A 24,260-nucleotide genomic window follows, 5' to 3' on the forward strand; every position below is an offset into this window, starting at 1 on the left:
AAAAATGACGCCGGTGCGACACTTGCGCCGCCCGGCCCGCATGTCAGCCGGCGGCCAGCGCCAGCGCCCTTTTTTCGCGCCGCCGCTGCACCGACGAGGCGATGTTCATGCCCTCGCGGTACTTGGCGACGGTCCGCCGCGCGATGTCGACCCCTTCGGTCTTCAGCATCGAGACGAGCGCGTCGTCGGACAGCACCGCCTCCGGCGTCTCCGCGTCGATCAGCGCACGGATGCGCTGGCGTACGGCTTCCGAGGAATGCCCGTCCTCGCCGGCGCCGCTGGCGGGAATGGACACGGTGAAGAAATAGCGGAATTCCAGCATGCCGCGCGGTGTCAGCATGTATTTGTTGGCGCTGACGCGGCTGACCGTCGATTCATGCATGCCGATCGCGTCGGCGACCATCTTCATGGTCATCGGCTTCAACGCGCTGACGCCGCGCATGAAGAATCCGTCCTGCTGGCGCACGATCTCGGTGGCGACCTTGAGGATCGTCGTCGCCCGCTGGTCGAGGCTGCGCTCCAGCCACGTGGCGTTTTGCAGGCATTCGCTCATGAACGCCTTTTCATCGGTGGACAAACCGGCGCGTGAAACCTCGGCATAGTAGTCGCGATCCACAAGCACGCGGGGCAGGGCGTCGGAATTCAGTTCGATGCGCCAGCTCTTGTCGGCCGATTCGCGCACCTCGACGTCATAGACGATCGCCTGGGCGCCCGACGTTTCGAAAGCGAGGCCGGGCCGCGGGTCGAGCGTGCGGATTTCGGCCAGCATGTCCACGAGATCGCCCTCGTCGACCCCGCACAGGCGCGACAGCGCCTTGAAGTCGCGCCGTGCCAGGAGCGGCAGATTGGCCACCAGCGTCGCCATGGCCGGGTCGAACCGGTCCTTGCGGCGCAATTGCAGGGCGAGGCATTCGGCGAGATCGCGGGCGAAGACGCCGGCCGGGTCCATGGTCTGGAGTTCGCCCAGAACGGCCTCGACGTCTTCCAGTTCGCAGCCGAGCCGGTCGGCCACGATGTCGAGTTCGGCGTCGAGATAGCCGTTGGCGTCGAGCGCATCGACGAGATCGAAGGCGATGGCGCGGTCCGCGACCGTGCGCAGCGTCAGGCTGATCTGCTCGGCCAGGTGATCGCGCAATGTCAGGCTGTCGGCAACGACCGCCTCGAGGTCGAAGTCTCCGTCCGGGCGGCCGATCACGTCGGAGCCGGTGCGGCTGGCGGACGGGCCCTGCGCGGATGCGGCGTTGTCGAAACGGCCGGGATCGTCGGGAAAGACGTTGTCGAGCGAGGAGTCGAGCTTGTCGGCGATCGCCTCCGCGCTGACTTCCAATTCGTCCATCGACCAGTCAGAGTTCGAGCCGGCGTCCTCAGCGGGGCCGGCCTCCGCCGGGCCGTCGGCCCGCGCGTCCTGGTCGTCTGAGGCGCCGCGTTCCAGAAGCGGATTGGACTCGATCTGCTCCTGGACGAAGCGGTCGAGTTCCAGTTGCGTGAATTGCAGCAGCCTGATTGATTGCAGCAGCTGCGGCGTCATCACCATCGACTGGCTCTGCCGCAGATTGAGTTTGGCCGAAAGCGCCATACCCAAGATCTTACCCCCTACGCGAACGCAAACTGGCCCGAAAATTGCTTATCGCGGCGGCGCTGTCAAATCGTATTGTGCGAATGGGTCGTCACATTGAGAAGCTTTCGCCGAGATAGAAGCGGCGAACGTCCGGATGCGCGATGATTTCCTCGGGCTTGCCCTGGGTCAGGACCTTGCCGGCATGGATGATGTAGGCGCGGTCGATCAGCCCGAGCGTCTCGCGGACATTGTGGTCGGTGATCAGGACGCCGATGCCGCGCTGGGTCAGGTGGCGGACAAGCTCCTGGATGTCGGAGACCGCGATCGGATCGACGCCGGCGAACGGTTCGTCGAGCAGCATGAAGGTCGGATCGGAGGCCAGCGCGCGGGCGATCTCGCAGCGTCGGCGCTCGCCGCCCGACAGCGCGATGGACGGCGCCTTGCGCAGATGCGCGATGGAGAACTCGTCGAGCAGCGCGTCGAGCTTGCGGCGGCGCTCGGCGGCGCTCTTCTCGACGACTTCCAGGGCGGCGAGGATGTTCTTTTCCACCGTCAGGCCGCGAAAGATCGAGGCTTCCTGCGGCAGGTAGCCGATGCCGAGGCGGGCACGCTGATACATCGGCATGCGCGTGACGTCGTTGCCGTCGATCAGGATCTGGCCGGAATCGACCGGCACCAGCCCGGTGACCATGTAGAAGCAGGTGGTCTTGCCCGCGCCGTTCGGGCCGAGCAGCCCGACGGCCTCGCCGGAGCGCACGCCCATCGACGCGCCGTCGACGACCTTGCGGCCGCGATAGCTCTTGCTCAGGCCGCGTGCGACCAGCGTTCCCTGCCACTTGTTCGCGCCTTGCGAACCGGCCTGCGCCCTTTGCGCGGATGTCACCCCGCCGTCGCCCTCATGCGGCGCGTCATCGACCGACACCGTGAGGTCCTAATTGCCGGACGACTGCGGCTGCAGCAGGATGGTCGGGCGCGAGCCGGAATCGCCGCAGCCCTGCAGCTTGGCGCGGCCGTCCTTCATCGAGACGGTCAGCTTGCAGCCCGTCGCCACGTTGCCGCCTTCCGACAGGGTGACGCGCTTGCCCGACAGCACCAGCACTTCCGTGCGCATGTCGAAGACGCCGGTGTCGCCGGTCGCGACCTGCGTGCCGTTCTGAATGTTGACGCCGCCGGTGGCTTCCAGCTTCTCGATCTTGGAGGCGCTGGAGGTGATCGAGCCGCCCGATCCGCCGCTGGCGTAATGGATCACGAGCCGTCCGGTGCGCAGCACCGTCTTGTCCTGGGCGACGCGGACATTGCCGTTGAACACGGCCTTGCCCTGATCCTCCAGCACTTCGAGCTGGTCGCCCTCGATCTGCACGGGGCGGTTGCTGTCCAGCCGCAGGCCGGTGGTGCGGTTCTGGGCGAGCGCGGGGCCGCCGACGACCAGGAGTGCCATGAGGGCGGCATAGGCCGCCTGGCGCGAAAAGGAGGTCATGCGCATGTTCAATTCCCTGTCTTGAGGCGGACGTCGTCGGGCAATTCCGGCAACGCATCGGGCTTGAATAGGGCCGGCTCTACCACAAGTTTGACGCGGCTTTCAAAGAGCAAACGACGACCGTTGTTGGAGACTTCGAGCCGGTCGGCCTCGATCGTGGCCCCCGGCATGGAAATGCGGACCGGATCCTCGGTCGTCAGACTGCCGGCGGCGAGGTCGAGATCGGCCGATTTGAACGACGCGCTCATGCCGTTGGTGCTCTCCACCTCGATCGATTCGCGCAGCGTCAGCGTGTTCGCCTCGGAATTGTAGCGGCCGGCAAGCGCCGTCACAGTGGCGCGGTCGCCCTCGCCGAACGGCACGGCGGCGAGGATCTCCTCCAGATCGACCGCGCCTTCGCCGGTCAGTTCCTGGATGGCGCGGGCGGCCTGCAGCGAATAGGGCAGGTCGCCGGAGGTGTAGCCGTCGAGTTTCGGATTGGCCATCACCAGCTTGCCGTCGCGGATGGAACTCGCCGAGACGTCGACATTGATGTCGGGAACGATGCGCGACAGCCACATCCAGCCGACCATGAAGAGAAGCGCCAGGACGCCGATGACCGGCAGGGCGAACTTGGCGAAGCGTACCCGTCCGGAATGCGACCGCGCGCTGCGATAGGCGCGCTGGCGCGCCGCCTCGCGCGGCGTCTGGCCGTCCGGAACCCCGGTTTTTGCATGGTATTGCATGGATCGATCTCGCCAATTCGCAACTGCGGACATATGTTGATTCCCGGATCAGGCCAAGTGGTGGCGATCCGATGGCAGAAATCAGGCCCGGCAAACGGCCCTGACGACGCGGATCTTGCGGGAGCATCATGACCGATCATTTCGCCGATGACATCATCGACCGGCGGCGTTTGCGCCGAAAACTGACCTTCTGGCGCAGCGTGGCGCTGATCGTGGCGCTCGCCTGTCTCGTTTCGATCGTTTTCGCCATGCAGCCGGAAGAGGGTTTCGGCGCCAAGTCGCGGCCGCATGTCGCCAAGCTGCGCGTCGAGGGAACCATCGTCGAAAACGAGGACCTGGTCGCGCTGATCGACGAGGTCGGCGAGACCGACGCCGTCAAGGGCGTGATCCTCGCCATCGATTCGCCCGGCGGCACCACGGCCGGCGGCGAGGCGATCTACGAGGCCGTGCGACGGCTGGCCGCAGACAAGCCGGTGGTGGCGCAGATCGGCACGCTCGGCGCGTCGGCCGCCTACATGATCGCGTCGGGCACGGACCATATCGTCGCACGCCAGAGTTCGATCGTCGGCTCGATCGGCGTCATCCTGCAGACGCCCAACGTTTCGGGCCTTCTTGAGACGCTCGGTGTCGAGGTGAAGTCCATCAAGTCGACCGCGCTGAAGGGCGAGCCGTCGATGACGGGCAAGCCCGTGCCGGGGGCCGAAGAGATGATGCGGGCCATGGTGCTCGACAGCTTCGACTGGTTCAAGGGCATCGTCGAGGAACGGCGCGGCCTGTCGTCCGCCGAGATCACCGAATTGGCCGACGGGTCCGTCTTCACCGGGCGCCAGGCGCTCGACCGCAAGTTGATCGACGCGCTCGGCGGCGAGGAGGTCGCGCGCGACTGGCTTTCGTCCGAAGGGGTCTCCGACGACCTGAAGGTCATCGAATGGGACGCCGGCGAGGCGACCTCGGGCGAATTGTGGTCGCAGGCGATGGCCCGGATCATGGGCTTCGGCCCGTCCGCATCCGCGTCCGTCGACGCGATCAGGCAGCGTCTCCTTCTTGACGGTCTGATCTCCGTTTGGCACGTTGGCCACTAGCCTGTCGGCATTCCATCGAAACGGGGGGGAACGCCGTGATCAAATCCGAACTTGTCCAGATCATCGCCAACCGGAACCCGCATCTGTTCCAGCGCGATGTGGAAAACATAGTCAACGCGGTGTTCGACGAGATCACCGACAGCCTCGCGCAGGGCAATCGCGTGGAACTGCGCGGATTTGGCGCATTCTCCGTGAAGAACCGTCCGGCCCGCGAGGGCAGGAACCCGAGAACCGGCGACAAGGTCGCCGTTGCGGAGAAATGGGTGCCGTTCTTCAAGACCGGCAAGGAACTGCGCGAGCGGCTCAACAAGTGATCCGGGCGGCGACGGGCTTGACAGTCCGGCGCGCCTGCGGGAGTTGAACGATCATGGTTCGGCGACTGATTTCCATCTTCATCACCATTCCGCTGGCGATCGTGCTGATCGCGCTGGCAGTGTCCAATCGTGGTTCGGTGCCCCTGCATTTCGACGTGTTCAATCCGCAGAACCCGCTTCTGACGGTCAACGCGCCGATGTTCATCTGGCTCTTGGCGGCGCTCGCCGTCGGCGTCGTCGCGGGCGGCGTTGGCGCGTGGTTCGCCCAGGGCAAGCACCGCAAGATGGAGCGGCGCTACAAGAAGGAAGCCGACAGCCTTCGTTTCGAGGTCGAGGACAGCAAGCGCAAGACCGGTGGCGAAGCGCCGTCCGGCCGCTCGCTCGCCCTGTCGCGCTGACGCGGGGGCCGCATGAATTTCATTTCCGCCGAGGATCTCGACCGCCTGTTCACATTCGAAGGCGTGACGGATGCGTTGCGCGACGCCTTCGCCGAAGGCGTCCAGGCGCCGTTGCGCCATCATCACACGATCGCGCGGCCTAGCGGCGCGGACCAGACGCTTCTGTTGATGCCGGCTTGGAGCAACGAGGTCGTCAGCGGCCATATTGGCGTCAAGATCGCGACGGTGACGCCGGACAACGGCGCCGAGGGCCTTCCCGCCGTGATGGCCTCCTACATCCTGATGGACGGCGCGACGGGCGCGCCGCGGGCCCTGATCGACGGCACGCGGCTGACCTTGTGGCGCACGTCCTGCGCCTCGGCGCTTGCCGCGCGCTATCTCGCCCCGCGCGAACCGGACACGCTGCTGGTGGTCGGCGCCGGCGAGTTGGCGCCCTTCCTCGCGCGCGCCCATGCCGCCGCACGCCCCTATCGCCGCATCCGGATCTGGAACCGCTCGATCGGCAAGGCCGAAGCGCTCGCCAACGCGCTGTGGCGCGACGGGTTCGACGCGAGCGCGGCCAGCGATCTCGACGAGGCGGTCGAGGAGGCCGACACGATCAGCGCGGCGACCCTGTCGTCCGTGCCGCTGATCAAGGGGGCGCTGCTGACACCCGGAACGCATGTCGACCTGGTCGGCGCCTTCACGCCGCAGATGCGCGAGAGCGACGACGACTGCGTGCGCCGCGCCACGGTCTTCGTCGACACCTTTGAGGGTGCGACGAAGGAAGGCGGCGACATCGTGCAGCCGCTGAACGACGGCGTGATCGCGCGCGCCGACATTCGCGCCGACTTGGCGGCGCTGACCACCGGCGCGCATGCCGGCCGGTCGTCCGACGACGAAATCACGCTGTTCAAATCGACCGGCGCGGCGCTCGAGGATCTCGCCGCCGCCATCCTTGCGGCGAAGCTCGCCGGCTAGGCGCCCGCTTGGATTTCACGGCCGATTGCGCCATAGACGGCCGAAACACTTCGAAAGCCCGATCATTGGCCCAGACGGATCCGCGCAAGAAGACCCAGAAAAAGAGCCGGACCGGCAGCCCGTCCGGCGGAAAACCCGTGGACGGCCGCGCGAAGGCGTTCCGGCCGCGGCCGAAACACGCCCAGCCGACGGAAAAGGCGGCCAAGCCGGAACAGCGCGCGCCGCGGGCGCCGCGCAGCGGCGCCGTGCCCGCGGGCGAAGCGCCGGTGATCCTGGAGACCGCCGCCGACGGCGACTATGCGCTGCTCGATTGCGGCGACGGCGAGAAGCTGGAGCGCTACGGCCCCTACCGCATCATCCGCCCCGAGGCGCAGGCGATCTGGGCGAAGAAACTGCCGGCCGCCGAATGGGCCAAGGCCGATGCCGTCTTCACCGGCGACACGGACGAGGAGGGGCTCGGCCGCTGGCGGTTCCCGGGCAAGCAGCTCGGCGAAACCTGGCGCATGGCCTTTGACGGCACCGCCTATTTCGGCCGCTTCACCTCGTTTCGCCATATCGGCGTCTTCCCGGAACAGGCGGTCCACTGGCGCGACATGGCCGCGCGGATCGAAAACGCGGACCGTCAGCTCAAGGTTCTCAACCTGTTCGGCTACACCGGCGTTGCCTCGCTCGTCGCGGCGAAGGCCGGCGCGCATGTGACGCATGTCGACGCGTCGAAAAAGGCGATCACCTGGGCGCGTGAGAACCAGGACCTTGCAGGGCTTGCCGATCGGCCGATCCGCTGGATCTGCGAGGACGCCCTGAAATTCGTGCAGCGCGAGGCCCGGCGCGGCAATGCCTACGACATCATCCTGCTCGACCCGCCCGCCTATGGGCGCGGTCCGGCCGGCGAGGTCTGGCAATTGTTCGAGAACTTGCCGGAAATGCTCGACGCCTGCCGCGACATCCTGTCGGAGGACCCGGTCATGATGACGCTGACGGCCTACGCCATTCGCGCCTCCTTCTTCGCCATGCACGAGATGATGCGCGACGTCTTCACCGGCTACGGCAAGGCGGGGCTGATCCAGTCCGGCGAACTGATCATCCGCGAGGAAGCGGGCGACCGGGCGCTGTCGACCTCGCTCTACAGCCGCTGGATCGCCGGGGGCGCGCAATGAGCGAGGCGCGGCGCGGACCGGGCCGGGTCAAGGAAGTCACCAGCCTCACCAATCCGATCATCAAGGACATCCGCCTTCTCGAAAAGAAGCGGCATCGCGACGAGACGGGCCTGTTCCTCGCCGAAGGCATGAAGCTGGTCATCGACGCGATCGAGAACGGCTGGACGCTGCGCACGCTGATCTACGCCAAGGCCGGCCGGGGGCAGGACCATGTCGAGGCGCTCGCCGCGCGCTCGATCGCCCAGGGCGCCGACGTGCTGATCGTGTCGGAAAAGGTGCTCGGCGCGATCGCGCGGCGCGACAATCCGCAAATGGTCATGGGCGTGTTCGAGCAGCGCTGGCTGTCGCCGTCGGGCATCCGTCCGTCCGGCAACGAGGTCTGGGTGGCGCTCGACCGGGTGCGCGATCCCGGCAATCTCGGCACCATCATCCGCACCGCCGACGCCGTCGGCGCCAAGGGCGTCATCCTGGTCGGGCAGACGACCGACCCCTTCGCGACGGAGACCGTGCGCGCGACCATGGGCTCGATCTTCGCGATGCCGCTCGCCCGACTGAGCGAGGCCGATTTCATCGCCTTTGCCGGCAAATGGCCGGGCATCACGGTCGGCACGCATCTCAAGGGCGCGGTCGATTACCGCAAGCCCGACTACACGAAAACGCCGGTGCTGCTTCTCATGGGCAACGAGCAGGCGGGGCTGACCGACGCGTTGGCCGATGCCTGTTCGACGCTCATCAAGATCCCGCAGGCGGGCCGCGCCGATTCGCTCAACCTGGCCATCGCCACGGGCGTCTGCCTGTTCGAGATCCGCCGCCACGCATTGACCTTCGACGGAGAGACGTCATGAAACGGCTGCTTCCGGCCGCAACGACGATCGGCCTGATCGTCGCCGCCGACCGCGTCTCCAAGCTCCTCGTCGAGCGGTTCATGGACTATCAGGAGACGATCGATCTTCTGCCTTTCTTCGCGCTCTACCGGACCCACAATCAGGGCATCGCCTTTTCCATGCTCTGGGGCCTCGGCGCATTGCCGCTGATCGCGATCAGCCTGGCGGTGATCGCTTTCGTCCTGTGGCTGTGGCGGTCGAGCCCGGCCGAGCGCGTCGTGTCGCATGTCGGCTTCGCGCTGGTCATCGGCGGGGCGATCGGCAATCTGATCGACCGCGCGATGTTCGGCTACGTGATCGACTATTTCCTGTTCCACACCTCGGCCTGGTCGTTCGCGGTCTTCAATCTCGCGGATTCGGCGATCACCGTCGGCGCGGGCCTGATCATACTCGACGAAGTGCTGACATGGCGGCGCGAACGGGCGATTGAAAACGCCGACTGAGCGGGTTTTTCTACGACAGCCAAAAGGGAGGGCGAGATGTCGGACACATTCAAGGCGATCCTGGTTTCCCGCGACGAGGACAAGAAGCAATCCGTCGCCGTGGAAACGCTTTCCGTCGACGACCTGATGGAAGGCGACGTCGTCGTCAATGTCGAGGCGACGACCGTCAACTACAAGGACGGCCTGGCGATCACCGGCCGGTCTCCGGTGGTGCGGCGCTGGCCGATGATCCCCGGCATCGATTTCGCCGGAACGGTGGAAAGCTCCGAGCATCCAGACTGGAAGCCGGGCGACAAGGTGATCCTGAACGGCTGGGGAACCGGCGAGACCCATTACGGCGCCTATGCCGGCAAGTCGCGCGTCAATGGCGACTGGCTGATCGCCCGGCCCGAAAGCGTCTCCGCCCATGACGCCATGGCGGTCGGCACGGCCGGCTACACGGCGATGCTGTCGGTGCTGGCGCTGGAGCGCCACGGCATCACGCCCGAGCGCGGACCGGTGGCGGTCACCGGGGCCAATGGCGGCGTCGGCTCGGTCGCGATCTCCATTCTGGCCAAGCTCGGCCACCACGTCATCGCCTCGACCGGCCGCATGAGCGAGGAGCCCTTTCTGCGCGATCTCGGCGCTTCCGAGGTGATCGACCGCGCCGAACTGTCCGAACCGGGCCGTCCGCTCGGCAAGGAGCGCTGGGCGGGCGCGGTGGATTCCGTCGGCTCGCACACGCTCGCCAATCTGCTGGCGCAGACGACATATGGCGGCGCGGTCGCTGCCTGCGGCCTGGCGCAGGGTTTCGACCTGCCGGCGACCGTGATGCCCTTCATCCTGCGCGGCGTCTCGTTGCTCGGCATCGATTCCGTCATGGCGCCGAAGGCGCTCCGCGAGGAGGCCTGGGCCCGCATCGCCACCGACCTCGACGCCGCCAAGCTGGCGCGCCTCTCCACCACGATCGGGTTCGACGACATCATCGACACCGCCCACGCCATCCTCGACGGCAAGGTGCGAGGCCGCGTCGTGATCGACATGGCGAAATAGCCGGCAAGGCCAAAACGGGACGGTTGGCGACAATCTTAACGGTTGCCGCAAGCCGGCGCTAACCGCGCGTGGTGTAGACCGCGCGCATGACACGCGTCTCGCCCAAGCTGCCGCCCTGGAAGCGCCTGCTGCGTCAGCTCGGCGCCGGGCGCGCGCGCGATGTCGATGGGCTTCGGCGCGCCCGCGCGGAGGCCGAGCGCGCGAACCGCGCCAAGTCGCGTTTCCTGGCCATGACCAGCCACGAGATCCGCACCCCGCTCAACGGCATCGTCGGCATGGGCAAGCTCCTGGCCGACACCGAACTGACGCCGGAACAGCAGAATTACGTCGATGCGATCACGGTCTCCAGCGAGGCGTTGCTGACGCTCGTCAACGACCTGATGGATTTCGCCCGCTTCGAGGCCGGCGACATGGAGCTTCACCCGCAGCGCAGTGCGATTGCGCCGCTGGTCGGCGGTGTCGTCGAGATGCTGTGCGAACGCGCCTACGCGAAGGGCATCGATCTCGGCTACGGCCTTGCCGCCGACCTGCCGGCAAGCGCGGTCTTCGATCCGGGACGGCTGCGGCAGGTGCTGACCAACATCATCGGCAATGCCGTGAAATTCACCGACAAGGGCGGCGTCGCGGTCACGGTCGGATACGCCGACAATGCGCTTGTCATCCGCGTGCGGGACACGGGGCCGGGCATCGCCGCCGCCGACCAGGAGCGGATCTTCGGCGAGTTCGAACAGGCCGCGAACGGCATCGACCGATCGCATGAGGGGATCGGGCTTGGCCTCGCCATCGCCCGGGGCATCGTGATTGCGGCCGGCGGCACGATCGATCTGGAAAGCGAGGTCGGAGCCGGCACCAGCTTCACGATCCGCTTCCCGGTCGAGGGCGCGCAGGCGGCGCGGGCGTCACACGGTGCACTGACGGCCGAACGCTTCGTGATCCTCAGCCCGAACGGCGTCGAAGCAGAACTCCTGCGCAGCGCGCTGGCGGAAGCGGGCACAGCGGTTGCCGTCCATGCCGACAAGGCCGAGGCGATCGCGGCCTGCCGCGACGCCACGGGCGAGGCGACGCTGATGATCGACAACCGCATCGCCGATGGCGCCGGCACATTTCTCCACGACGCCGAACGGCCGGCCCGGATGATCGCATTGATCGAGGCCCGAGACAGGGGCTCGGTCGGCGCCGCCTTCAAGGATGCGGGCCATGCCTTCCTGACGCGCCCGATCCGCCCGGCAACGCTGATGCGCATCGTCGCCGGCGACGATGAGGCAAGGGCCGCATCCCCGGCGGCCGGCGCGGTGGCGCGGGAGGCCGTGGCCGGGCTCAAGGTGCTGGTCGCCGAGGACAATCCCGTCAACGCGCTTCTTGCGGTGCGCATGCTCGAAAAGCTGGGACATCGGGTGACCCATGTGGAAACCGGCGCGGCGGCGGTCGACGCCGTGCGCGACAGCCGCGCCGTCGCGCCGTTCGACATCGTCCTGATGGACCTGCACATGCCGGTGATGGACGGCGTGGAGGCGATCTCGGCGGTGCGCCGTCACGAGGACGAGGCGGGCCTCGATCCGGTGCCGATCCTGGCCCTGACGGCAGACGTCTTGCCGGAGACCCGTCTCGCCGTCGTCAATGCGGGCGCCGACGGGGTCTTGACAAAGCCGCTGTCGCCGGAAGAATTCAATGCACGGATCGCCAGGCTGAACGGAAAGACCTCGGAAGGTTGCTCTTCCGTCATCTGATTGTCGCAAAGAGTAGATAGCCAATGCCGAATTCGCCGGCGCCTCCGAATCGGGCGCGACGGCGCGGTTTCAACCCTTCGCAAGATAAAGGGTTCGGGGTGAACATCGCCAGTCAGACCGTTCTTGGGGGCGGACAGTCACAGACTGCGCCTTCTTCGCTGGTGGACACGCTTCCGTCAGACGATGGTGCCTTGCTCGGCCAGATCGGGCCGCTTCAGACACGCCTTGTCCGCGAGCCGGCCGAGCTGGAGGCTGCGCAGCGCCTGCGCTTCCGCGTGTTCGGCGAGGAGATGGGCGCCACCTTTTCCCAGGACGCGCCGGTCGCCGATCGCGACGAAGACCGCTTCGACGCGGTGTGCGACCATCTGATCGTCCTCGACACCACCCTTCCCGGCGAGGCGCCGGACCAGATCGTCGGCACCTACCGGCTGCTGCGCGACGAGGTCGCCACCCGCACGGGCGGTTTCTATTCGGCCAGCGAATACGCCGTCGACACGCTCGTCGCGCGCCACGAGGACAAGCGCTTCCTCGAACTGGGCCGCTCCTGCGTCATGCCCGACTACCGCTCCAAGCGGACGATCGAACTCCTGTGGCAGGGCATCTGGGCCTATTGCCTGCGCCACGAGATCGACGTGATGACCGGCTGCGCCTCCTTTGCGGGCGCCCAGGCCGAACAGCACGCGCTGCCGCTGTCCTTCCTCTACCACCATGCCCGCGCCACCGGCGAATGGGCTGTCGAGGCGGCGACCGGCGATGCGGTCTGCATGGACATGATGCCGGTCGAGGCGGTCGACATGAAGGCGGCGCTCTCCGCGCTGCCGCCGCTGATCAAGGGCTATCTCCGCCTCGGTGCGAAATTTTCCGGCACGGCGGTGCTCGACCGCGCCTTCTGCACCACCGACGTGCTGGTGATCCTGCCGGTCGCGACGATCAGCGAGCGCTATGTGCGCTATTACGGCGCCGACGCCAGCCGCTTCGCTGCGGACGCCAAGACCGCTTAGAGCGGGTCCGCGTCAAACGGCCGAACCGTCGCCGGTCCGGCCGCCACGTTCTCACGAATTCGCGTTATACGCGGCGATCGCCGCCATGTTGACGATGTCCGCGTCCTTGGCGGTCATCGGCACGATCTGCACTGGCTTGTTGAGCCCGACCAGCAGCGGGCCGATCACCGTCGAGCCGCCCAGCTCCTGCAGCATCTTGGTGGCGATCGAGGCCGAGTGGAAGGCCGGCATGATCAGCACGTTGGCCGGTCCCGACAGGCGGCAGAACGGATATTGCGCCATCAGTTCCGCATTCAGCGCGACGTCGGCGGCCATCTCGCCGTCATACTCGAAATCGACGCGGCGCTTGTCGAGGATGCGCACGGCGTCGCGCACCTCGTTGGAGCGCTCGCCCGGTGGGTGGCCGAAGGTGGAATAGGCGAGCATCGCGACGCGCGGCTCGTAACCCATGCGCCGGGCCATGCCGGCCGCCTCCTCGGCGATGTCGGCCAGTTCCGCCGCGCTCGGCATGTCGTGCACGGCCGTGTCGGCGACGAGCACGGTGCGGCCGCGGCAGAGCGCCAGCGACATGCCGATGACCCGGTGGCCGGGGCGTGCGTCGATGACGCGGCGCACATCGGCAAGCGCCGTCGAATAGTTGCGCGTCACGCCGGTGACCATGCCGTCCGCGTCGCCGAGCGCGACCATGGTCGCGGCGAAATGGTTGCGGTCGTTGTTGATCATGCGCTGGCAGTCGCGGAACAGGTATCCGTCGCGCTGCAGCCGCTCGTAGAGATGGTCGATATAGGCGCGGTTGCGATGCGACAGGCGGGCGTTGATGAGTTCGATGCCCGGCCGGTTGATGTCGGCGCCGGCCTCGCGCGCCGTCTCGCGGATCTGGTCCTCGCGGCCGAGCAGGATCGCGGTGCCGAGCTGCTGGTTCACGAAGGACACGGCGGCGCGGATCATCTGCTCTTCCTCGCCTTCCGCGAAGACGATGCGCTTGGGCAGACGGCGCACGCGCTCGTAGATGCGCTGCAGCGTCGATGCGATCGGATCGCGGCGCGCGGAAAGCTGGCGCGCATAGGCGTCGAAATCGGTGATCTCGCGCCGTGCGACGCCCGTCTCCATCGCCGCGCGAGCCACCGCGACCGGGATGGCGGAGATCAGGCGGGGATCGAACGGCACGGGGATGATGTAGCCCGGACCGAATTTCGGCCGGTTGCCGGCATAGGCGGCGGCCACGTCGTCGGGCACATCCTCGCGGGCAAGCGCGGCGAGCGCCTGGGCGGCGGCGGCCTTCATCGCCTCGTTGATCTCGGTCGCGCGCACGTCGAGCGCGCCGCGGAAGATGTAGGGGAAGCCGAGGACGTTGTTGACCTGGTTGGGATAGTCCGACCGTCCGGTCGCCATGATCGCGTCGGAGCGGATCGCGGACACTTCCTCCGGCGTGATCTCCGGATCCGGGTTGGCCATGGCGAAGATGATCGGGTTTTCGGCCATGGAGCGCACCATGTCCTCGGTCAGCGCTCCCTTCACCGACAGGCCGAGGAAGACGTCGGCGCCGTCGAGCGCTTCGGCCAGCGTGCGCCGGTCGGTCTTCACGGCATGCGCCGATTTCCACTGGTTGAGCCCGGTGGCGCGACCCTGGAAGATGACGCCCTTGGTGTCGCACAGGATGACGTTCTCGTGGCGAACGCCCATCGACTTGATCAGTTCGATGCAGGCGATCGCCGCCGCGCCGGCGCCGTTGCAGACGATCTTCGACGTCTTCAGGTCGCGTCCGGTCAGATGCAGCGCGTTGATGAGGCCCGCAGCCGCGATGATCGCGGTGCCGTGCTGGTCGTCATGGAAGACGGGAATGTCCATCGCCTCGCGGAGCCGCTGCTCGATGATGAAGCAGTCCGGCGCCTTGATGTCCTCCAGATTGATGCCGCCGAAGGACGGGCCCAGCAGGCGCACGCAGTTGACGAATTCGTCGATGTCCCTGGTGTCGACCTCGAGGTCGATGGAATCGACGTCGGCGAAGCGCTTGAACAGCACCGCCTTGCCTTCCATCACCGGCTTCGACGCCAATGCGCCGAGATCGCCGAGACCGAGGATCGCGGTGCCGTTGGAAATGACGGCGACCATGTTGCCGCGTGCGGTGTAGTCGAAGGCGCTCGCCGGGTCCTCGGCGATCGCCTTGACCGGCACGGCCACGCCCGGCGAATAGGCGAGCGACAGGTCGCGCTGGGTCGCCATCGGCTTGGTGGGGTTGATCTCCAGCTTGCCCGGACGTCCGCGCGAGTGGAAATCGAGCGCCTCCTGCTCGATGACCCGTGGCTGCGCCGAACCGGACGCGCCGGCGCTCGTTCGCGGCGATTTCGCCATCCGCGTTCTCCTCCCAGAATGTCGTTGCCCAAACAAGGTTGGGGAGCTTGTGGTAAGGGCATTTGCCCGGTCTGTAAACGAGACTATGACGAGGAAATGCAGCCCTCCGCTCAAGCCAGACCCGCAGAAGCGACGCCGATGATGGCGCAATATCTGGAGATCAAGGCGGCGAACCCCGGTTCGCTCCTGTTCTACCGGATGGGCGATTTCTACGAGCTGTTCTTCGAGGATGCCGAGGTCGCCTCGCGCGCGCTCGGCATCACGCTGACCAAGCGCGGCAAGCATCAGGACGCCGACATTCCGATGTGCGGCGTGCCTGTCCATGCCGCCGACGACTATCTGCAGAAGCTGATCGGCCAGGGCCACCGCGTCGCGGTCTGCGAACAGCTGGAGGATCCGGCGGAAGCCAAGAAGCGCGGCTCCAAATCGGTGGTCAAGCGCGACGTCACCCGGCTGGTGACGCCCGGCACGATCACCGAGGAAAAACTGCTCGAACCGGGCGAGGCGAGCGCCTTCATGGCGGTCGGGCGCACGAAATCGGGCGCCGGCTCGAACCTCGCGCTCGCCTGGGTCGACATCTCCACCGGCCAGTTCAGGATCGCGGCCACCGCGCCGGAACGGCTCCTGTCCGACGTCCTGCGGGTCGGCCCGCGCGAGATCACCGTCTCCGAAACCGTCTTCGATGATGCGGAGCTGCGCCCGGTCTTCGACCTGCTCGGCCTTGCTGTCACGCCGTTGCCGCCGGCCTTCTTCGACAGTGCGACGGCGGAGGAGCGGCTGGCGCGTTTCTACGGCGTCGGCACGCTCGACGGCTTCGGCAGTTTCAGCCGCGCAGAGCTGGCCGCCGCCGCCGGCGCGATCGCCTATGTCGAGCGCACCCAGATTTCCGAGCGCCCGGCGCTGCAGCGCCCCGAGCGCGAGGACGCCGGCGCGACCCTGTTCATCGATCCGGCGACGCGGGCGAGTCTTGAGATAGAGCGCACCCAGTCGGGGTCGCGGCGCGGCAGCCTCCTGAAGGCGATCGACCGCACGGTGACGGGCGGCGGCGCCCGACTGCTGGGCGAGCGGCTGCGTTCGCCGCTGACCGATTGCAACGCGATCAACGACCGGCTGGATTCGGTGAGCTTCTTCCTCGGCGCCGATCGGCTCGGCGAGGATCTCCGCGCGGTGCTGAAGACGACCCCCGACATGCCGCGGGCCCTGTCGCGCCTGTCGCTGAACCGGGGCGGCCCGCGCGATCTCGCCGCCATCGCCACTGGGCTGGAGGCGGCGGCGCAGGCGCATCGTCTGCTGGAAGCAGCGGAGCTGCCGACCGAACTCAGTCATGCAACTGACTCGCTTGCCGGAGCGCCGCGGGACCTGTCGGATCATCTCGCCCGGGCACTCGATGACGAGGTTCCGCTGCTCAAGCGCGACGGCGGCTTCACGCGCCCCAGCTATCACGGCGAACTCGACGAGATGCGGGCGCTGCGCGACGAATCGCGCAAGATCATCGCCGGCCTGCAGGCGAGCTACATCGAGGAGACCGGGGTCAAGTCGCTGAAGATCAAGTACAACAACGTGCTTGGCTATTTCATCGAGGTCACCCAGCTGAACGCCGAGGCGCTGACCGGCACGGACGAGGCCAAGGGCCGCTTCATCCACCGCCAGACGCTCGCTAGCGCCATGCGCTTCACCACGACGGAACTGGCCGACCTCGAAAGCCGCATCGCAAATGCCGCCGAGCGCGCCCTGTCGATCGAACTGGCGGTTTTCGAGCGCCTGCAGGGCGAGGTCATCGCCGCAGCCGACGCGATCCGCGCCGCAGCCGACGCGCTCGCCGTCCTCGACGTATCGATCGGTCTCGCGCGCCTGGCGGAGACGGAAGGCTATTGCCGCCCGCGCGTGGACGACAGCCGCATCTTCGCCGTCGTCGCCGGCCGGCATCCGGTGGTCGAGCAGGCGCTCCGCGCGCAGGCGGCCCATCCGTTCGTCGCCAATGACTGCGACCTGTCGCCGACGGACAATGGCGAGCAGGGCGCGATCTGGCTTCTGACCGGCCCGAACATGGGCGGCAAGTCCACCTTCCTGCGCCAGAACGCGCTGATTGCGATCCTCGCGCAGACCGGCGCGTTCGTGCCGGCGGGCAGCGCCCATGTCGGCGTCGTCGACCGCCTGTTCAGCCGCGTCGGCGCTTCCGACGATCTGGCGCGCGGGCGCTCGACCTTCATGGTCGAGATGGTCGAGACGGCGGCGATCCTCAACCAGGCCGGCGACCGGTCGCTGGTGATCCTGGACGAGATCGGCCGCGGCACCTCCACCTTCGACGGGCTCTCGATCGCCTGGGCGACGGTCGAGCACATGCATGCGAAGAACCGCTGCCGCACGCTGTTTGCGACCCATTTCCACGAATTGACGGCGCTCGCCGAAACCCTGCCCAACCTGCACAACGTGACGATGCGGGTGAAGGAGTGGGAGGGCGACGTCGTGTTTCTGCACGAGGTGGCGCGCGGGGCGGTCGATCGCTCCTATGGCGTGCAGGTCGCCAAGTTGGCCGGCCTGCCGGAAAGCGTGGTCGCGCGCGCCCGCGACGTGCTCGACCAGCTGGAGGCGCAGGGCCGCGACACCAAGGCGACCAAGCTCGTGGACGACCTGCCGCTGTTTTCGGCCGAGGTTCGCCGCGAGGCGCCGCCGGCCGCGGCAAGATCGAGCGCCGTCGAGGACGAACTCGCCGCGCTGGTGCCCGACGAGATGACGCCACGCGAGGCGCTGGAAGCGCTCTATCGGCTGAAGGGCCTGACCACGAAGTCCGGATGAACCCATGTGACATTGCCGTCAGGCTTCTGTATGACGCGATAGGAACATAACCGGACCGGACCATGCAGAAAACCGTTGCGCAGCAACGCCCGAACGCGGATCTCGACGCCCTGCGCGCCGAACTGATCGCCATCGCCGACCGCCACGGCGGCGAAAGCTCCGACCACAAGGTGCGCGCCGAGGTGCTGGCCCACCTCAAGACCGTGCTGGCCGCCGACCGCGAGGCGGCGGAAAAGCAGCTTTTCGAGGATGGCGGCGGCATCGCCTGCGCTCAGCGCCTCTCCGAGGCGATGGACCGGCTGATCCGCGCCGTCTACGACTTCGCGCTTGAACGGGTCTTCAAGGTCAACAACCTGTCGCGCGGCGAGCGGCTGGCGCTCGTCGCCGTCGGCGGATACGGGCGCGCCACGCTGGCGCCGGGCTCCGACATCGACCTCCTCTTCGTGCTCCCCTACAAGCAGACGCCGCTCGGCGAGCAACTGGCCGAATACATTCTCTACATGCTGTGGGATCTGGGCCTGACCGTCGGTCACGCCACCCGCTCGATCGACGAATGCGTGCGCCTGTCGCGCTCCGACACGACGATCTGCACCGCGATCCTCGACATGCGCTATCTCTACGGCGAACAGGCCCTGTTCGACGAATTGCACAAGCGCTTCGCCGACGAGGTCGTGCGCAACACCGCCTCGGCCTTCGTCCAGGCCAAGCTCGCCGAACGCGACTCGCGCCACAAGCGCATGGGCGAGACGCGCTATCTGGTCGAGCCGAACATCAAGGACGGCAAGGGCGGCCTGCGCGACCTGCAGACGCTGTTCTGGATCGCGAAATATTCCTACCAGCTCTCGGACCGGTCCGACCTCGTCCGCAAGGGCGTTTTGAGCCGGCAGGAATACAACCTCTTCGTCAAATGCGAGGATTTCCTCTGGGCGGTGCGCTGCCACCTGCATTTCCTGACCGGAAAGGCGGAGGAACGGCTCGGTTTCGAGGTGCAGCGCGGTCTCGCCGACCGGCTCGGCTACAAGAGCCATCCGGGCCTGAAGGATGTCGAGCGCTTCATGAAGCACTACTTCCTGATCGCAAAGGACGTCGGTGACCTGACCCGCATCATTTGCGCGGCGCTGGAAGAGGAGCGGCTGAAACAGGCGCCGGCCTTCAACCGTTTCCTGCAGACGTTGCCCTTCACGCGCCGGACCGCCAAGATCCGCGGCACCAGCGATTTCATCGCCGAGAACAAGCGCATCAATGTCAGCGGCGAGGACGTCTTCGAGAAGGCCCCGGTCAACATCATCCGCATGTTCTGGTTCGCGGACCGCGACGGGCTGGACTACCACCCGGACGCGCTGCAACTGACGCGGCGCTCGCTGAAGCTCATCGGCAAGGCACTGCGCAGCGACCCGGAAGCCAACCGGCTGTTCATGGACATCCTGACGTCGCGCCGCGACCCGGCGCTCAATCTCAGGCGCATGAACGAGGCCGGCGTGCTGGGCCGCTTCATCCCCGATTTCGGCAAGGTCGTGGCGATGATGCAGTTCAACATGTATCACCACTTCACCGTGGACGAGCATCTGATCCGGTCCGTCGATGTCCTGTCGAAGATCGAACGCGGCCTCCTGGAGGAGGACCACCCGCTGGCCTCCTCGATCCTGCCCGATCTGGGCGAGGAGCAGCGCCGCGTCCTCTATGCGGCGCTCTTCCTGCACGACATCGCCAAGGGCCGCCCGAAGGACCATTCCGTCGCCGGCGCCGAGGTGGCGGAGAAGCTCTGTCCGCGGCTCGGTTTCTCCGACGCCGAAACCGAGATGGTCGCCTGGCTCATTCGCGACCATCTGACGATGAGCACGGTTGCGCAGTCGCGCGACCTGTCGGACCGAAAGACGATCGAGGACTTCGTGGCCGTCGTCCAGACCGTCCACCGGCTGAAACTCCTCGTCGTGCTGACCGTCTGCGACATCCGCGCTGTCGGGCCGGGCGTCTGGAACGGCTGGAAGGGCCAGCTCCTGCGCACGCTCTATTCGGAGACCGAGCTGGCGCTGACCGGCGGCGTCTCGGAGATCAACCGCAAGCAGCGTGTCGCCATGGTGCGCGGACTGCTGCTGGAGCGGCTGTCGGAATGGCCGGAAGCCGAGCGCAAGGCCTATGTCGACCAGCATTACGACAACTACCTGCTGACGGTGGATCTGGAGGATCAGGTCCGCCACGCGGATTTCATCCGCCAGGCGCATGCCGAGGACCGCAAGCTCGCCACGACCGTCAAGACCAATCAGTTCCAGGCGATCACCGAGATCACCGTGCTGGCGCCGGACCATCCGCGCCTCCTGTCGATCATCGCGGCCGCCTGCTCCAGCACCGGCGCGAAGATCGACGGCGCCCATGTCTTCACCACGCGCGACGGCTGGGCGCTCGACACCATCCTGGTGAACCGCGAATTCGGCGACGACGGCGACGAGTTCCGCCGCGCCAGCCGCATCGGCAAGGTGATCGAGGACGTGCTGTCGGGGCGCGAATACGTGCCGGAAATGCTGGCCCACAAGATGAAGCCGCGCCGCAGCCTCAAGGCCTTCTCGATCCAGCCGGCAGCGGCGATCAAGAACACGCTGTCGCACCGGTTCTCTGTGATCGAGGTGGAAGGCCTCGACCGGCCGGGCATCCTGTCGGAAATCACCAGCGCGCTGTCCGATCTCAGGCTCGACATCGGCTCCGCCCACATCACCACCTTCGGCGAGAAGGTGGTCGACACCTTCTACGTGACCGACCTGACCGGCCACAAGATCACCGACGCGGCGCGTCAGAAACGCATCACCAAGGTGCTGACGGACGTGCTGATGGGCCGGGGCGACGAAAATCCGGTGGTTCAGGTGTCGGCCGGCCTCGCCAAGTCGAAAAAGGCGGGATAGAGCGTTCGGCGTTTTCTCGGGCCATGAAGGGGTCTGACCCATGAGCCTTTTCGGCAAGTTCCTCGGTGTCGGCGGCGCGACTTCGGCCAGCCGGGTGCTCGGTTTCGTGCGTGAGGCGCTGATCGCCGCCGCGCTCGGGGCAGGGCCGGTGGCCGACGCCTTCTACGCCGCCCTGCGGTTTCCCAACCTGTTTCGCCGGCTCTTCGCCGAAGGGGCGTTCAACTCCGCCTTCGTGCCGATCTTCGCCAAGGAGGTGGAGACGAACGGCAAGGAGAGCGCGTCGCGCTTCGCCGGCGAGGTGTTCTCGGTCCTGACGCTGGTGCTGGTGGCGCTGTCGGCGCTGGCGCTGGTCTTCATGCCGATCCTGGCCGCGACAGTCATCGCGCCTGCCTTCCGCGACACGCCCGACAAGTTCGACCTGACTGTGCTGCTGACGCGGATCATGTTCCCCTATCTGGGGGCGATGTCGCTCGTGGCGATGCTCTCGGGCGTACTCAACTCGTTTCGCAAATATTTCCTCGCCGCGCTGGCGCCGGTGCTGCTCAACGTCGTGCTGATCGGCGTCCTTCTGTTCGCCTTGCGCACGGACTGGCCGGACCGGACGATCGGCGTGGCGCTGGCCGTCGGCGTGCTCGTGGCGGGCTTTCTGCAACTGGGCCTGCTCGTCTACGGCCTGATGCGGCTCGATTTCGGCTTCGTGCCGCAGCGGCCGCGACTGACGCCGCAGATCCGGCGGCTCTTGGCGCTGGCCGCGCCGGCCGCGCTGACCGGCGGCATCGTCCAGGTCAATCTCGTCATCGGCCAGATCATCGCCTCGCGTCAGGACGGCGCGATCGCGCTGCTCAACTATGCCGACCGGCTCTACCAGCTCCCGCTCGGCGTCATCGGCATCGCCATCGGCGTTGTCCTTCTGCCCGAATTGTCGCGCGCGCTCGGCGCCAGGGAGAACCAGACGGCGCTCACCCTGCAGAACCGTTCGCTCGAATTCGGCCTGGGCCTCACCGTTCCCGCCGCCGTCGCGCTGGCGCTGACGCCCGCTCCGTTCATTGCCGTGATCTATGAACGCGGCGCGTTTACCGCCGAGACGACCGAGGCGGCGGCCGCCGCGCTCGCCGCCTTCGCCGTCGGCCTGCCCTCCTTCGTGCTGATCAAGGTGCTGCAGCCGGCCTATTTCGCGCGCGAGGACATGAAGACCCCGATGTGGTTCTCGCTCGTCTCGCTGGTCGTCAATGCCGGCGGCAGCCTCCTGATGTTCCCGTGGCTCGGCCATGTCGGCATCGCCGCGGCGACCAGCCTTGCCGGCTGGGTCAACGCCGCCCTTCTGGGCTGGACGTTGTGGCGGCGCGACCATTTCCGCCCCTCCGCGGCGACGCTTCGGCGCATCGGGCTGGTGTTCGTCTCGGCTGCGGTCATGGGCGCGGTCCTGTTTGCGGCCTGGTCCTACATGCAGGCGACGTTCCTCGCTTCCGGCATTCTCATCCGCGCCGGCATCGCCGCTTTGCTCATCGCCGTGTCGATGGCGGTCTATTTCGGACTGGCTATCTCGACCGGCGGGATCGACCGGTCGATGCTGGCGCGCAGCGTCAGGAAGCGGCGCGGCGGCAATGCCGGCGCCTGACGGCTCTTGAAGCTTTGCCTCTCGCCTGCCATAAGCGCGCCGCAACCGACCCATGCAGATCGACCTGCTCTGCAACGGGGCCCTCCACCAGCTTCGGGTAAAACGACATGAGCAGTTTCGAACCCCTCGTCTTTTCGGGCGTGCAGCCGACCGGCAATCTCACGCTTGGCAACTATCTTGGCGCGATCCGCAAATTCGTCGCCCTGCAGGACACCCATGACTGCATCTATTGCGTCGTCGACCTGCACGCGCTGACCGTCAATCCGTCGCCGAAGGAACTGACCGACGGCACCCGCTCCATCGCCGCCGCCTTCCTCGCGTCCGGCATCGACCCGGTCAAGCACATCGTCTTCAACCAGAGCCGCGTCCACCAGCACGCCGAACTGGCCTGGATCTTCAACTGCGTCGCGCGCATGGGCTGGCTGAACCGGATGACCCAGTTCAAGGAGAAGGCCGGCAAGGACCGCGAGAACGCGTCCGTCGGCCTGTTCGCCTATCCGGCGCTGATGGCGGCCGACATCCTGGCCTATCGCGCGACCCACGTTCCGGTCGGCGACGACCAGAAGCAGCATCTCGAACTGACCCGCGACATCGCCCAGAAGTTCAACAACGACTACTCCTCGGACATCGCCGGGCTGGGCCTGGGCGTGCCGATGCAGGTGGGCGACGAGACGGTGCAGGGCTTCTTCCCGCTCACCGAGCCGCTGATCGAGGGGCCGGCGACGCGCATCATGAGCCTGCGTGACGGGACCAAGAAGATGTCGAAGTCGGATCCGTCCGACCTGTCGCGCATCAACCTGACCGACACGGCCGACGACATCGCCAAGAAGATCCGCAAGGCCAAGACGGACCCCGAGCCGCTTCCGGGCGGCACGGACGGTTTCGAGGGGCGCCCGGAGGCGGAAAACCTCGTCAACATCTACGCCGCGCTGGCGGAAACGACGAAGGACGCCGTGCTCGGCGATTTCGGCGGCCAGCCCTTCTCCGTCTTCAAGCCGGCCCTGGCCGAGCTTGCCGTGGAAAAGCTGAGCCCGATCGCCGACGAGATGCGTCGCCTGATGGCCGATCCGGGCCATATCGACAGCGTGCTGGCGTCTGGCGCCGAGCGCGCTTCGGTGCGCGCGGAAAAGACCATGGTCGACGTGAAGCGCATTGTGGGCCTGTCCGCCTGACGGTCCTTTGAGCAGGCATCGGCGGCGCGGCCCGAGCGGCCGCGTCGCATCTGCCGCTTGAAGCACCCGGCGCGGCGTGCCATTTATCGGCCATGGTAACCAGACGACTGATCCACGAGGCGGGCCACCGCCGCAAGTTCCTTGCGGTCATCGACGACACGCCGGAATGCGAGCGGGCCGTGCTCTACGCCGCGCGCCGCGCCGCCAAGACGAATGGCGGGCTGACGCTGCTTTTCGTCATCGAGCCGGGCGATTTCCAGCATTGGCTGGGCGTCGAGCAGGTCATGCGCGCCGAGGCCATGGAAACCGCCGAGACGACGCTGGCCAAGCATGCCGCCTATGCGCGCGAGAAGGTCGGCATCGAGGCCGAGATCGTGATTCGCGAGGGCATCCCCGTGGAGCAGATCCACGCCCTGATCGAGGAAGACCAGGACATCGCCATCCTCGTGCTCGCGGCCGGCGCTGCCAAGGAAGGCCCCGGGCCGCTGGTGTCCTCGATCGCCGGGCGCAACGCCGCCTTCCCGATCCCGGTGACGGTCGTGCCGTACAACCTCACCGACGAGGATATCGAAAGCCTGTCTTGAGCGCTTTCGTTAAAAGGCGCATTCTGCTTGCTTGATATCGTGGCGTGGCCGGCCTATTTTAGAACCATTCAAAATTGATCGCCGGA

General features: G+C 67.0%; 20 protein-coding genes. 15 read left to right on the top strand and 5 right to left on the bottom strand.

Going from position 1 to position 24,260, the window contains the following annotated elements; translation table 11 throughout:
• Positions 1 to 43: 43 nt before the first annotated feature.
• The 4 genes from rpoN to lptC form a co-directional block, all read right to left on the bottom strand.
• Entirely contained in the window at positions 44 to 1,576 is a 1,533-nt protein-coding gene (gene rpoN, locus MRY80_RS22970) for an RNA polymerase factor sigma-54 (protein WP_293294206.1), read from the bottom strand.
• Positions 1,577 to 1,667: 91 nt separating this feature from the next.
• Complete coding sequence (gene lptB, locus MRY80_RS22975; protein ID WP_293294208.1) at positions 1,668 to 2,441, bottom strand: LPS export ABC transporter ATP-binding protein; 774 nt, start codon at positions 2,439 to 2,441, stop codon at positions 1,668 to 1,670.
• A 48-nt stretch (positions 2,442 to 2,489) separates the two neighbouring features.
• On the bottom strand, positions 2,490 to 3,041 hold the full coding sequence (locus MRY80_RS22980) for an LptA/OstA family protein (protein WP_293293574.1): 552 nt from the start codon (positions 3,039 to 3,041) through the stop codon (positions 2,490 to 2,492).
• Positions 3,042 to 3,043: 2 nt separating this feature from the next.
• A complete protein-coding gene (lptC, locus tag MRY80_RS22985; protein ID WP_293293575.1) occupies positions 3,044 to 3,760 on the bottom strand; it encodes an LPS export ABC transporter periplasmic protein LptC in 717 nt (238 codons plus the stop codon).
• A 128-nt stretch (positions 3,761 to 3,888) separates the two neighbouring features.
• Between lptC and sppA the strand changes: the two genes are divergently transcribed.
• From sppA to MRY80_RS23035, 10 genes are all read left to right on the top strand, one after another.
• Complete coding sequence (gene sppA, locus MRY80_RS22990) at positions 3,889 to 4,842, top strand: signal peptide peptidase SppA (protein ID WP_293293576.1); 954 nt, start codon at positions 3,889 to 3,891, stop codon at positions 4,840 to 4,842.
• Between the two features lie 35 nt (positions 4,843 to 4,877).
• A complete protein-coding gene (locus MRY80_RS22995; protein WP_293293577.1) occupies positions 4,878 to 5,156 on the top strand; it encodes an integration host factor subunit beta in 279 nt (92 codons plus the stop codon).
• Between the two features lie 53 nt (positions 5,157 to 5,209).
• Complete coding sequence (locus tag MRY80_RS23000) at positions 5,210 to 5,554, top strand: lipopolysaccharide assembly protein LapA domain-containing protein (RefSeq protein ID WP_293293578.1); 345 nt, start codon at positions 5,210 to 5,212, stop codon at positions 5,552 to 5,554.
• 12 nt (positions 5,555 to 5,566) lie between these two features.
• Entirely contained in the window at positions 5,567 to 6,514 is a 948-nt protein-coding gene (locus tag MRY80_RS23005) for an ornithine cyclodeaminase family protein (RefSeq protein WP_293293579.1), read from the top strand.
• Between the two features lie 137 nt (positions 6,515 to 6,651).
• Positions 6,652 to 7,671, top strand: coding sequence for a class I SAM-dependent methyltransferase (locus MRY80_RS23010; protein WP_293294210.1), 1,020 nt, complete (start codon positions 6,652 to 6,654; stop codon positions 7,669 to 7,671).
• A complete protein-coding gene (locus MRY80_RS23015) occupies positions 7,668 to 8,516 on the top strand; it encodes an RNA methyltransferase (protein ID WP_293293580.1) in 849 nt (282 codons plus the stop codon). Before MRY80_RS23010 ends, MRY80_RS23015 begins: the two co-directional genes overlap by 4 nt.
• A complete protein-coding gene (lspA, locus tag MRY80_RS23020; protein WP_293293581.1) occupies positions 8,513 to 8,998 on the top strand; it encodes a signal peptidase II in 486 nt (161 codons plus the stop codon). Before MRY80_RS23015 ends, lspA begins: the two co-directional genes overlap by 4 nt.
• Positions 8,999 to 9,034: 36 nt before the next feature.
• Positions 9,035 to 10,030 carry an MDR family oxidoreductase gene (locus MRY80_RS23025; protein ID WP_293293582.1) on the top strand — a complete coding sequence of 332 codons (996 nt, stop codon included), beginning with the start codon at positions 9,035 to 9,037 and terminating at the stop codon, positions 10,028 to 10,030.
• Between the two features lie 86 nt (positions 10,031 to 10,116).
• Positions 10,117 to 11,757, top strand: coding sequence for an ATP-binding protein (locus tag MRY80_RS23030; RefSeq protein ID WP_293293583.1), 1,641 nt, complete (start codon positions 10,117 to 10,119; stop codon positions 11,755 to 11,757).
• A gap of 158 nt (positions 11,758 to 11,915) precedes the next feature.
• Positions 11,916 to 12,758, top strand: a complete 843-nt coding sequence (locus tag MRY80_RS23035) for a GNAT family N-acetyltransferase (RefSeq protein ID WP_293294212.1) — start codon at positions 11,916 to 11,918, stop codon at positions 12,756 to 12,758.
• 51 nt (positions 12,759 to 12,809) lie between these two features.
• Here the strand turns inward: MRY80_RS23035 and MRY80_RS23040 are convergent, their stop codons facing one another.
• Positions 12,810 to 15,110, bottom strand: coding sequence for an NADP-dependent malic enzyme (locus MRY80_RS23040; protein ID WP_293293584.1), 2,301 nt, complete (start codon positions 15,108 to 15,110; stop codon positions 12,810 to 12,812).
• A gap of 96 nt (positions 15,111 to 15,206) precedes the next feature.
• Here MRY80_RS23040 and mutS point away from each other — a divergent pair, with 96 nt between their 5' ends.
• The 5 genes from mutS to MRY80_RS23065 all read left to right on the top strand — a co-directional run bounded on the left by mutS (position 15,207) and on the right by MRY80_RS23065 (position 24,174).
• The gene (gene mutS, locus MRY80_RS23045) at positions 15,207 to 17,906 is read left to right on the top strand and encodes a DNA mismatch repair protein MutS (protein ID WP_293293585.1); all 2,700 of its coding nucleotides are present in this window, start codon (positions 15,207 to 15,209) and stop codon (positions 17,904 to 17,906) included.
• Between the two features lie 62 nt (positions 17,907 to 17,968).
• On the top strand, positions 17,969 to 20,800 hold the full coding sequence (locus tag MRY80_RS23050; RefSeq protein ID WP_293293586.1) for a [protein-PII] uridylyltransferase: 2,832 nt from the start codon (positions 17,969 to 17,971) through the stop codon (positions 20,798 to 20,800).
• Between the two features lie 40 nt (positions 20,801 to 20,840).
• Entirely contained in the window at positions 20,841 to 22,418 is a 1,578-nt protein-coding gene (gene murJ, locus MRY80_RS23055) for a murein biosynthesis integral membrane protein MurJ (protein WP_293293587.1), read from the top strand.
• Positions 22,419 to 22,525: 107 nt separating this feature from the next.
• Positions 22,526 to 23,590: a tryptophan--tRNA ligase gene (gene trpS / locus MRY80_RS23060; RefSeq protein WP_293293588.1), complete on the top strand. Its 1,065-nt coding sequence runs from the start codon at positions 22,526 to 22,528 to the stop codon at positions 23,588 to 23,590.
• 92 nt (positions 23,591 to 23,682) lie between these two features.
• A complete protein-coding gene (locus MRY80_RS23065; protein WP_293293589.1) occupies positions 23,683 to 24,174 on the top strand; it encodes a universal stress protein in 492 nt (163 codons plus the stop codon).
• Positions 24,175 to 24,260: the final 86 nt, after the last annotated feature.

The sequence above is a fragment of the Oricola sp. genome, from assembly GCF_022763245.1.
Classification (GTDB): domain Bacteria; phylum Pseudomonadota; class Alphaproteobacteria; order Rhizobiales; family Rhizobiaceae; genus Oricola.